6 protein-coding genes are annotated in these 10359 nt (G+C 71.0%); 2 read left to right on the top strand and 4 right to left on the bottom strand.

What is annotated here, in order from left to right:
- Window positions 1-188: 188 nt before the first annotated feature.
- A complete protein-coding gene (locus WH07_RS22420) occupies window positions 189-1826 on the bottom strand; it encodes an ABC-F family ATP-binding cassette domain-containing protein (RefSeq protein WP_046502946.1) in 1638 nt (545 codons plus the stop codon).
- A gap of 157 nt (window positions 1827-1983) precedes the next feature.
- On the opposite strand from WH07_RS22420, the gene WH07_RS22415 reads away from it, so the two are divergent.
- Window positions 1984-2985 (top strand): FAD-dependent oxidoreductase, encoded by a 1002-nt coding sequence (locus tag WH07_RS22415; RefSeq protein ID WP_046502943.1) that lies wholly within the window; start codon window positions 1984-1986, stop codon window positions 2983-2985.
- A 24-nt stretch (window positions 2986-3009) separates the two neighbouring features.
- On the opposite strand, the gene WH07_RS22410 is transcribed toward WH07_RS22415, so the two are convergent.
- On the bottom strand, window positions 3010-4314 hold the full coding sequence (locus WH07_RS22410) for a M14 family metallopeptidase (RefSeq protein ID WP_046502940.1): 1305 nt from the start codon (window positions 4312-4314) through the stop codon (window positions 3010-3012).
- The gene (locus WH07_RS22405; RefSeq protein WP_046502937.1) at window positions 4311-6335 is read right to left on the bottom strand and encodes a Xaa-Pro dipeptidyl-peptidase; all 2025 of its coding nucleotides are present in this window, start codon (window positions 6333-6335) and stop codon (window positions 4311-4313) included. Before WH07_RS22405 ends, WH07_RS22410 begins: the two co-directional genes overlap by 4 nt.
- Window positions 6336-6606: 271 nt before the next feature.
- Between WH07_RS22405 and WH07_RS22400 the strand changes: the two genes are divergently transcribed.
- Entirely contained in the window at window positions 6607-7647 is a 1041-nt protein-coding gene (locus WH07_RS22400) for a LacI family DNA-binding transcriptional regulator (protein ID WP_046502934.1), read from the top strand.
- Window positions 7648-7790: 143 nt separating this feature from the next.
- Here the strand turns inward: WH07_RS22400 and WH07_RS22395 are convergent, their stop codons facing one another.
- A complete protein-coding gene (locus WH07_RS22395) occupies window positions 7791-10046 on the bottom strand; it encodes a glycosyl hydrolase (protein ID WP_079023456.1) in 2256 nt (751 codons plus the stop codon).
- Between the last annotated feature and the right edge of the window lie 313 nt (window positions 10047-10359).

The following is a 10359-nucleotide window of genomic DNA, read 5'->3' as shown; positions in this document are numbered from 1 at the left end:
CGCCGGGGCTGAGCGTCTACGGGGGGGTGCGGTGCGGGCGGACGCCGGTGCACGGTCACTGCGTCCGTCCGGAGCCGGTCCGTCGTTGATCGCCGGACGGGCCTGTTTTCGCCGGGAGGCACCGGGTGCGTACCCGGTTGCGCGGTGAATCGGGCCCGTCCGGCGATCGAGGACGTATGCGGGCGGGCTCAGGTTTCGGTCACCCGGCCTGCGGAGACCCGCAGGCGGCGGGTCGTGCGCACCGCGTTCAGCATGCGGCGGTCGTGCGTGACCAGCAGCAGCGTCCCCTCGTACGACTCCAGCGCCGATTCCAGTTGCTCGATCGCCGGCAGGTCGAGATGGTTCGTCGGCTCGTCCAGGACCAGCAGGTTGACGCCCCGGCCCTGGAGCAGGGCCAGCGCGGCGCGGGTGCGTTCGCCCGGGGAGAGCGTGGTCGCCGGGCGCAGCAAGTGGTCCGACTTCAGGCCGAATTTGGCGAGGAGTGTACGGATCTCGGCCGGTTCGGTGTCGGGGACGGCCGGGCGGAACGCGTCGAGCAGGGTCTCCGAGCCATGGAACAGCGCCCGCGCCTGGTCGACCTCGCCCACCACCACCCCCGAGCCCAGGGACGCATGGCCCGCGTCCAGCGGCAGGCGGCCGAGCAGGGCGGCCAGCAGGGTGGACTTGCCCGAACCGTTGGCGCCGGTGATGGCGACCCGGTCGGCGCGGTCGATCTGGAGCGAGACCGGTCCGAACTGGAAGTCGCCGCGCTTGGCTTCGGCCGAGCGCAGTGTCGCGACCACGGCTCCCGAGCGGTCCGCGGAGGCGATCTCCATCCGCAGCTCCCACTCCTTGCGGGGCTCCTCGACCACATCGAGGCGCTCGATCAGCCGCTGCGTCTGACGCGCCTTGGCCGCCTGCTTCTCGGTCGACTCCGCGCGGAACTTACGGCCGATCTTGTCGTTGTCGCTCGCCTTGCGGCGCGCGTTCTTGACGCCCTTCTCCATCCAGGCGCGCTGGGTGTGCGCCCGGGTCTCCAGGGCCGCCTTCTTGTCGGCGTACTCGTCGTACTCCTCGCGGGCGTGGCGCCGCGCGGTCTCCCGCTCCTCCAGATACGCCTCGTACCCGCCGCCGAAGAGCGTGATCTTCTGCTGGGCCAGGTCGAGTTCGAGGACCTTGGTCACGGTGCGCACCAGGAACTCGCGGTCGTGGCTGACGACGACCGTGCCTGCGCGCAGGCCGGTCACGAAGTCCTCCAGGCGTTCGAGACCGTTGAGGTCCAGGTCGTTGGTCGGCTCGTCCAGCAGGAAGACGTCGTACCGCGAGAGCAGGAGCGAGGCGAGGCTCGCACGGGCGGCCTGGCCGCCGGAGAGCGTGGTCATCGGCTGGTCGAGGCCGATGGTCAGGCCGAGCGAGGCGGCGGTCTCCTCGGCCCGTTCGTCCAGGTCGGCGCCGCCGAGGCTCAGCCAGCGCTCCAGTCCGAGGGCATAGGCGTCGTCGGCGCCGGGGGCTCCGTCGACAAGCGCCTGGGTGGCCTCGTCGAGCGCGCTCTGTGCGGCGGTGACTCCGGTTCGGCGCCCCAGGAACGCCCGTACGGTCTCGCCCGCCCGCCGCTCGGGCTCCTGGGGAAGGTGACCGACGGAGGCGGTGGGCGGGGAGAGCCGGACGGCCCCTTCGCCCGGCGTGTCGAGCCCGGCGAGCAGTCTGAGCAGGGTGGACTTTCCGGCGCCGTTGGCGCCCACGAGTCCGATCACATCGCCGGGTGCGACAACGAGGTCGAGCCCGGAGAAGAGTGAGCGGTCACCGTGTCCGGCGGCGAGGTCCTTGGCTACGAGCGTGGCAGTCATCAGACCGCGATCCTAACGAGGTGCGGAGCGGGGCGGGGGCACGGTGAGTCCGGTCGGAGGGGGCCCGTCGGTTCGTACGGACCGAGGGAGGGATCCAGTCCCGGCGACCGACCGCCCGGAATGGGACTGGTACGGCGGATTCCGCTACGGTCCGGACATGAACGGCGGCAACGGCGGCGAGAACTCTGTGACGGGCGACGCGGGTGTGACAAGAGATGTGATCGTGGTCGGTGGCGGAGTCATCGGCCTGACCACGGCGGTGGTGCTCGCGGAGAGCGGCCACCGGGTCGGGGTGTGGACCCGCGACCCGCTGGGGCGGACCACGTCGGCGGTGGCGGGCGCGCTGTTCTGGCCGTACCGCATCGAGCCGGCGCGGCAGGTCGGCACCTGGCTGGAGCGGTCGCTGGTTCACTACGAACAGTTGGCGCGGCGCCCCGACGAGACGGGTGTACGGATCGTGTCCGGGCTGATGGCGGACACCCCGCTGGACAGTCTGGGGCGCTGGGCCTCCCGGGTCCCCGGGCTGCGCGAGGCCCGTACGGACGAATTGCCCGGCGGATTCGGGCAGGCGTTGCGGGCCGCCGTCCCGCTGATCGACATGCCCGTGCATCTGCGGTATCTGAAGGAGCGGCTGCGGGCCGCGGGCGGCACCGTCGAGCGACGCTCCATCACCGGTTTCGGTGAACCCGCAGGCCGGGCACCCGCCGTGGTGGACTGCACCGGGATCGGCGCCCGGCTGCTGATGGCGGACGCCTCGCTGTATCCGGTGCGCGGGCAGGTGGTGGTCGTGGAGAATCCGGGGATCGACGAGTGGTTCGTGGTGCCCGCGCCGGGCTCCGCCGATCTGACGTATGTCATGCCGCAGCCGTACGGGGTGCTGCTCGGCGGTTCGGCGACCGACCACTCCTGGGATCTGCGCCCCGACCCCGCCGAGGCCGGGGCGATCGTGGCGCGCTGTGCCCGGATCCATCCGGCGCTGTCCGGGGCACGGGTGCTGGAGCACCGGGTGGGGCTGCGGCCCGCGCGCCCCCAGGTCCGGCTGGAGGCCGAGACCCTGCCCGGGGGCGCGCGGCTGGTGCACAACTACGGGCACGGCGGCGCGGGCGTGACCGTGGCCTGGGGCTGCGCGGAGGACGCGGCCCGGCTGGCTGTCGCCTGACGCCGCGTCGTCCTGAGAGCGCGATCAGCAGTCGGCGGGAGCCGCCGCGGTCAGATGGTAGGCGGCGCGTTCGTCGAGAAGCAGCGGGACGAGATTGCGCTGCGACTGGCGCAGCGGTACGAAGGCGCCCTTGCCGAGCGGCAGGGACAGCACCCCGTGCAGGGCCAGCTCGTCCTTGACGTCCGCGTACTGTGCGGCGTCGAGCCGGTAGCCGCAGGGCGGGTTCTCGATGATCTCCTCGGGCTCCGCCGGGTCATTGTCCGCGCCGCCGAGATAGACCGGCCCCCGGTCCTTGAGCCCGGCGACTCGCGCGGTGGCGGTGGCGGCGACGATCCGGGCCCTGCGTTCGTCGGTGAAAGCGAACAGGCCCTTCAGGGAGTCGAGTTGGCTGTCCACCCGGCGCCGCTTGTTCAGCGCCGGATCGGCCTGCTCGGCGTCGGTCAGCGCGTCGACCCGGCTCTCGATGAGCAGCCCGAGCGAGTGTTTGACACCGGCCGCGTTGCGCAGGATCCGCTCCTGCCCGTCCCCGGCGGTCTGCCGAATGGGCTCGCCGGTCACCGGGTCGGTCCAGATCCCGTAGGTGCCGATGGAGTGGCCGGCCGCGGTCGCGGCGGGCCGTACGTACCGCTCGGACAGGGTCTCCGACTCGTCGTGGACCGCCGGGGAGGTGTTGAGATTGCGCGGCCAGAGGTCGAACAGGTCCTTGTCGTAGTACGGCGGGGTGGCACCGTACTCGTGCAGGTCGTAGATGACATCGGGGCGCCGGTCGCGGATGAGGGCGGCCAGAGTGCGGCCCTCGGCGGTCTTGAGTGCGATGTGGTCGCGGTTGATGTCGACGCCGTCGGAGTTGCCGCGGGTGTCGGCGGCGCGGCCGTCCGGGTTGGCGGTCGGAACGACGAGCACGCTCGTACGGGCCAGGAAACGCAGGGTGTCGCGGTCCTTGGTGTAGGCGAGGTCGCGGACCGTGGTCAGACAGGCTTCGCGTCCTGACGGTTCGTCACCGTGCTGGCTGCACACCAGCAGCACGGTGGTGGCCGCGTGCTGGGCACCGATCCGTACGAGCTGGAGCGGTCGGCCCTGTTCGGTGGTGCCGATGGTGGAAAGGGACGCGCGGTCGCTGCCCCGGTCGACGGCGGAGAGGAATTCCTGCTCCTGCGGCTGGCTGGTCCAGTCGGCACCCTCGCTCGTCTCGAATCCGGTGCGCGGCACGGCGGACGCGGCGGCGGCCGAGGCGGGGACGGCGGCCAGCGGGGCGAGCAGGGCCGTGGTGGCGGTCGCGGCGAGAACGAGCGTACGTATAGGGGGAGTTGTGGCTCTGGAGGGGGTCATCGGCTGCTGTCTCCCGGGATCGGAGGTGTCCGGCGCGGCTCGGCCACGCCGTGCTGACGGGACTCGGGGGCCGCGCTCCGCGGCGGGACGGGCCCGGCCGTGGCGCGGGCGAACGCCTGTGCGCCGCCGACGAGCGGCAGCCGGGCGCTGGTCCTGGACAGATCGAGGGTGAGGGTGGGAGTGGTGGACGGCGGGTCGATGAGGCCCTGGTCCGTACCGGCGACGATCAGGGCGAGCCGGTGCCCCGCCGGGACGACATGGTCGTTCGCGGCGAGGTCGATGGTGAGGGTGTACGGCTTGCCGGGGGTGAGCGGCTTTCCGTGGCCGGCCGAGGCGTAGGTGCCGAGATCGGCCCAGCCCCGGCTGAAGACGGTGTAGTCGACATCCGCGGTCCTGGCCGCGGTCTCCCGGTAGCAGGAGCTGTCGGCGGTGGTGCTCGGGCCCCAGCAGGTGCGCTCGGTCAGGGTGGTGATGCCTTCGCCCGAGGCCGCGTAGTCGCGGATCGTGTCGGGGCCGAGGTCGACCAGGACCGCCGAGAGATGCGCGGTCGGGGTGGAGGGTGTGGCGGTGACCGTGACCGTACCGGTGCCGGACAGACGCAGATCACGGCTGAGCGGTCCGGTGAGGAACGCGGCCTTGTCGGGGGTCGGCAGGCCGGCCGCGGCGGCCCAGTCGATCTCGCTCCGGCGGGGGTCGTCCGTGAAGGTCTCGGTCGCGCCCGGCCTGGCGGGCGTACGGCTCAGGGTGCCGACACCGGGGGCGGTTCCCGTACCGGGGCGCAGGGCCGTGGGCTCGGTGGTACGCGGCGGCCAGACGCGGTCGGTGGACCACTGGTCGGGAGCGCGCTCGATGTCCGCCATGGGCTCGCGCTCGATGCCGTTCTCGTAACCGAGGAGGTAGTGGTCGAACCAGCGGTGCAGGGTGGGCACCCAGGCGGCGCGGCGGAAGTCGAACGGGTCGACGTGGCCGGTCTGGGAGAGCCAGATCTTGCGTTCGACGCCCGCGTCAGAGAGCGCTTCCCACCACTGTCCGAGGTGCTTGGCACGGACATTGAGGTCCTGCCCGCCGTGCACGGCGAACACGCTGGCGCGGACCTTGTGCGCGTTCCGTACGTAGTCGCGCTCGTTCCACAGGCCGGTCCGGTCGCCGGTGCGCGGGGCCTCGTCGATCAGCCGCTGCTGGACGGCCTGGCAGCGGTCGCGGGCCTCGGGGCTCTCGACATAGTCGGAGAGCCACTCGGGCCCCGAGTCGTAGAGGGGCGCGCCCTGCTGGAAGTAGTAGTCGTACCAGGAGCTGATCGCGCTGATCGGGACGATGGTCTCGAGTCCCTCGACCCCGGTGGCGGCGACTCCGTTGGCGACGGTGCCGTCGTAGCTCTTGCCGATCATTCCGGTGGCGCCGGTGGTCCAGTCGGCGCGGACGCGCTCGGTGCCGGTACGGGTGGCATAGCCGCGGGCGCGGCCGTTCAGCCAGTCGATCACGGCCTTGGCCGACTGGATGTCGGACCGGCCGCCGACATCGACACAGCCGTCGGAGCGGTTGGTGCCGGCGAGGTCGACGGCGACGAAGGCATAGCCGCGCGGGACGAAGTAGTTGTCGTAGTAGAGAGGGAAGCCGACGGGTCTGCCGTCGGCGTCATAGGTCTTCTTCTGGCTCTCGTTGCCGCGCCCGCAGCAGGAGTAGTACGGGCTGGCGTCCATGATCACCGGAATTCTGCGGCCCTGTTCGGCGGGCTCTCCCGGCCGGATGACATCGACGGCGACCCGGTCGGTCCCGCCGTCCTCGTCACCGTCGATCCCGGTGTCCACCCAGACGGATTCCCGTATGGCGTCGTCGTACGAGTAGACGGGCTGACTCTCCTTCACCGACCGGCCGCCCGGGGCGGGACCGGAACCGGAACCGGGACCGGGCTGGGCGCCCTGCGCCCCTGTCGGGGTGAGCAGCACCCCCAGCAGGGCGGCGGAGGCCGCCGCGACCAGCGTTCTGCTCGACCAGCGGGCTCCCCGCGCACGGATCTCCATGGGGCGGAAGCTACCCCGGTGAACTCCCGTGCAAAAGTGGGCAGTCGGCGGACATCCGCTTGCCGGCCGGGGGTTGCAGGCCGGGGCGAGCGAGGAGGCCTGATGGGGCGCTTTGGAAGCGCTCTCATAGTCTGCACGGCAGCGGTTAGGCTGTAGCTGTCCGGCGGCCCGGCTCGCCCCCGTATGCGACGCTGCCGTACGGTACCGCCGTATCAGTCCCGGTCGTAACCGCCCTGACCGCCGTATCCGCCGCCGACGAGGAGCGCACGCCTTGCCCGAGCCGTCCCCTGGTTTCCGTCCCACTCTGGAAGCTGTCGCAGCGCGCGCCGGCGTCTCCCGGGCCACGGCCTCCCGGGTCGTCAACGGCGGTGCGGGGGTGCGTCAGCCGCTGGTCGACAAGGTGCGCAGGGCGGTCGACGAGCTGGGGTACGTACCGAACCACGCGGCCCGCACCCTGGTCACCCGGCGCACCGGAGCGGTCGCGGTGATCATCGCGGAGCCGGAGATCCGGATCTTCTCCGATCCGTTCTTCTCCCAGCAGATCCGCGGTATCAGCAAGGAACTGACCGCGCACGACACCCAGTTGGTGCTTCTGCTGCTCGAAGGGCCCGGTGACTACGACCGGATCGCACGGTATCTGGCGGGCGGCCATGTCGACGGCGCGCTCGCGTTCTCGCTGCACACCGACGACCCGATCCCGGAGATCACCCGGCGGGCCGGGATGCCGACCGTCTATGGCGGCCGGCCGTCCTGGACGGCCGCCCAGGACCATCAGGCCGTGCCGTATGTCGACGCCGACAACCGTGGCGGCGCCCGCGCGGCCGTGCGGTATCTGCGGGACCTGGGGCGGCGGCGGATCGCTCATATCGCGGGTCCGCGCGACCAGGCCTCGGCCACCGACCGGCTCGACGGCTACCGGGATGTGCTGCCGGACGCGGATCCCGCGCTGATCGCGGAAGGCGGATTCACGGCGGAGAGCGGGGCGCTCGCGATGGCGGAGCTGCTGGCGCGGTATCCCGATCTGGACGCGGTGTTCGCCGCCAACGATCTGATGGCGTCGGGCGCGTTGCGGGTGCTCAAGGAGCAGGGCCGTGCGGTGCCCGGCGATGTGGCGCTGGTCGGTTTCGACGACATGGACTCGGTCGCGGAGGCAATGGATCCGCCGCTGACCACGGTCCGGCAGGACATAGAGGGGCAGGGGCGGCTGATGGCACGGCTGCTGCTGCGCGGGCTCGAACAGGACCGCGAGGGGGCTCAGGCGCCGGCCTCGGTGATCACTCCGACGACACTGGTACGGCGGGCCTCGGCCTGAGCCGGGACCCGCCGCTGGTTCGTACACGTTCGTTCATGTGCGGTGTGAGAGCGCTCCCCTTGCTGAGAGCGCTCCCCACCCGCTTGGTCGCCGTACTCCTGGTCGCCGTACTGGGGCGCCTTGCCTTGCCGCCGTCGAGCGCGTTACCTGGTCGCCGTCGAGCGCGCCGGTACGGTGAGTGCCGTCCCGTCCGAGAAGGTGACGGTGCGCGCCACCGACTCGAAGTTGTGTGCCGCGTAGGTCCGTACCCCGCCCTTGACGAAGACGGCGGAGGTCGGGATCGACCCGGTCACGGTCGCGTCGGGAGCGCCCAGGGAGTGCAGCGTATTGATCCAGTGGTACGTATGGGCACGGGACTCGCCCGCCTCGGGTGAGTAACCGGCGTTGCCCGCGTCCCACTTGGCCTTGGCCGCCGCCGGGTCGGCGAGTGCCTCGAACTCCCAGAGGATGTCGCGCCACTCGACGGCCGGGCCGCCGTTCTCCCGCACCATCTCCGCGAGATTGCGCTTGATCGCGTCCTTCTCACGGCTCAGGTGGAGCGAACCGCCGGTCAGCGGAAGGGCGTTGATGCCGTGGATCTCCTCCGGGTTGGCGGTCCACCAGGTGGAGTACGCGCCACCGCTGCCCCACACCATGCCGACCGTGTCATGCCCGAAGGAGGCCGGGAAGACCTGCTGGTCGGCGTCGAACCAGTACTGGCCGATCGCCTCGGACTCGGTCACCAGCAAGTAGCTGCCCAGATCACGCAGCTCGGTGTCACCGGTCGCGGAACCCCACAGCACCAGCGCGGCGCTGAGGTTGGTGGACTCCGACGACGACTCCTGGTTGTTGCCCGCGGCGAATCCCTGGTGTCCCGAGGCCCAGCTGTGTCCGGCGTAGACGTCGAAGCCGCGCAGGAACGGGAACTGGGTGTCGTCGCGGCTGGGGTTGGCCGCGTCGCGCACGAGCGTCTTCACCATGCCGCCCCAGGCCGATCCCGCGGCCCAGGCCTGGTCGTACTGGGCGACGATCGCCGCCGCGTAGACGTAGTAGCTGTAGTGGAAGTGGTGATCGTTGAGTTCGGTGTCGCTGCCGTAGGACGCCGGGTATCCGGTCAGCGTCTTCCAATTCGTGTCGTACGAGAACTGGTTGGCGCCGCCCGCTGTGAACCACTGCTCCAGCCTGCCCTTGAGCAGTCCGATGAGCTTGTCGCGGGTGGCGGTCTCGCCGATCTGGTCGGCCATGGGCACCAGTTGGGCCAGCTTGCCCAGGGCCTTGCCGGTCCAGTACGTGTCGACCGCGCCGGAGAACGGGTCGGCCGCGTTCGCCACCTCGTCCAAGTGGCCCTTGAGCCGCGCCCGGTCGACACCGCTGGACGGCGGCAGCGTGGGCAGTACCGCGGCGGACTGCTGGCTGGTGGTGAAGGAGGCGGACTCGCGGACCTTCATCGTGCCGCGCGGTGAGACATAGGTGTACGGGGTGAGCGCGTCGCTGGTGTTCAGCCACTGGTGCCGGTAGAGGGCCTGGAGCGTACCGGTCTCGGTACCCTCCTGGGGCGCGGTGGTGAGGCTGTAGGTGGCCCTGACCGTACCGCCCGTGGCACTCCAGCTCACCTTCGATCCGGTGACAAAGCTGTACGCGTATTTCCGGTATGTCGCGAGGGCGTCCCTGGAGGGCAGGACCGCGAGCGAGAAGTAGTCACGGCCGCCGAGTCCCGCGGTGAGAGCGCTTCCCGCCACGGTCCAGTCGGCGCCGGTCGGCGCGAACAGCGCGTAGTGGTGGCCCGCGACCGTGATGCCGAGAATGTTGCCCTGGTCGGCGAAGACCTCGGGCGTGCCGGCGGTGGTGACACGCGCGTCACCACCGGTGCCCTTGGCGTATACAAAAGGCATTCCGTGGCCGATGGTGGTCCGCAGGGTGCGGGTGCCGTCCGACCAGTAGGGGGTGACGGTCCAGTCGGACCAGGAATCGGCCTTGGTGTCGGGCGAGTTGAGCCCGGTCAGGCCGAGGGTCAGGTCGGCCTTGTGCGCGTACTCGTACTGGCGGCCGTCGCCACTGACCGTCGGGGCGGTCGGATAGCCGACCTGGAGGCCGGCGGCGGTCGCCTGATAGGTGAGCGGGTGGCCGTACATGGGGGTGGAGTACGGGTTGTCGCCGTACCGCTGGAAGGCCAGCGAGGACCACCAGTCATTGGTGGGGACGGGCTTGTTCCTGGCCGCCGTGGTCAGCTTGGGGGTGACCGGGGTGCCGGTGTTGGTGGTGGGACCCGATGTGCCTGCGGGACGGGTGTCCGAGTAACTGCCCGCACCCACGGGGATGTTCGCGGCCATCGCCGGACCGGCGGCGGGACCCAGGCCGACGGCGGCCAGGGCGGTGACGAGGACCAGCACGGAGGCGGGTCTGGCACGGGAGACGAACATGGACGGCACCTCGAAGACATGGGGGAAAGGGCGTCCGAGAGCGCTCTCAGATGCCATGAAACGTAAAACTCCTGAAACAGAGGTGTCAATACATCTGACACGGACGGCTGTTGAGGGTTGATCGAGGGGTACGGGCGGCCGTTGTGCGTTCGAGTCTTGACGGAGTGCGATGGATGTGGGAGCGGTGTTGACCGGGTCGCGAGAGCCTCGTGAGAGCGCTCCCACTCCGGGTGGGAGCGCTCTCTCACTCCGGCTCTCGCGGTCAGGCGTACGGGCGGGGCCGAGGCTGGGGCTTGGGGCCGGAGTCAGGGCT

Source organism: Streptomyces odonnellii (assembly GCF_000981895.1).
Lineage (GTDB): Bacteria > Actinomycetota > Actinomycetes > Streptomycetales > Streptomycetaceae > Streptomyces > Streptomyces odonnellii.
Note: the sequence above shows the minus strand (reverse complement) of the source record. Positions and strands in the feature narration are given on the sequence as shown.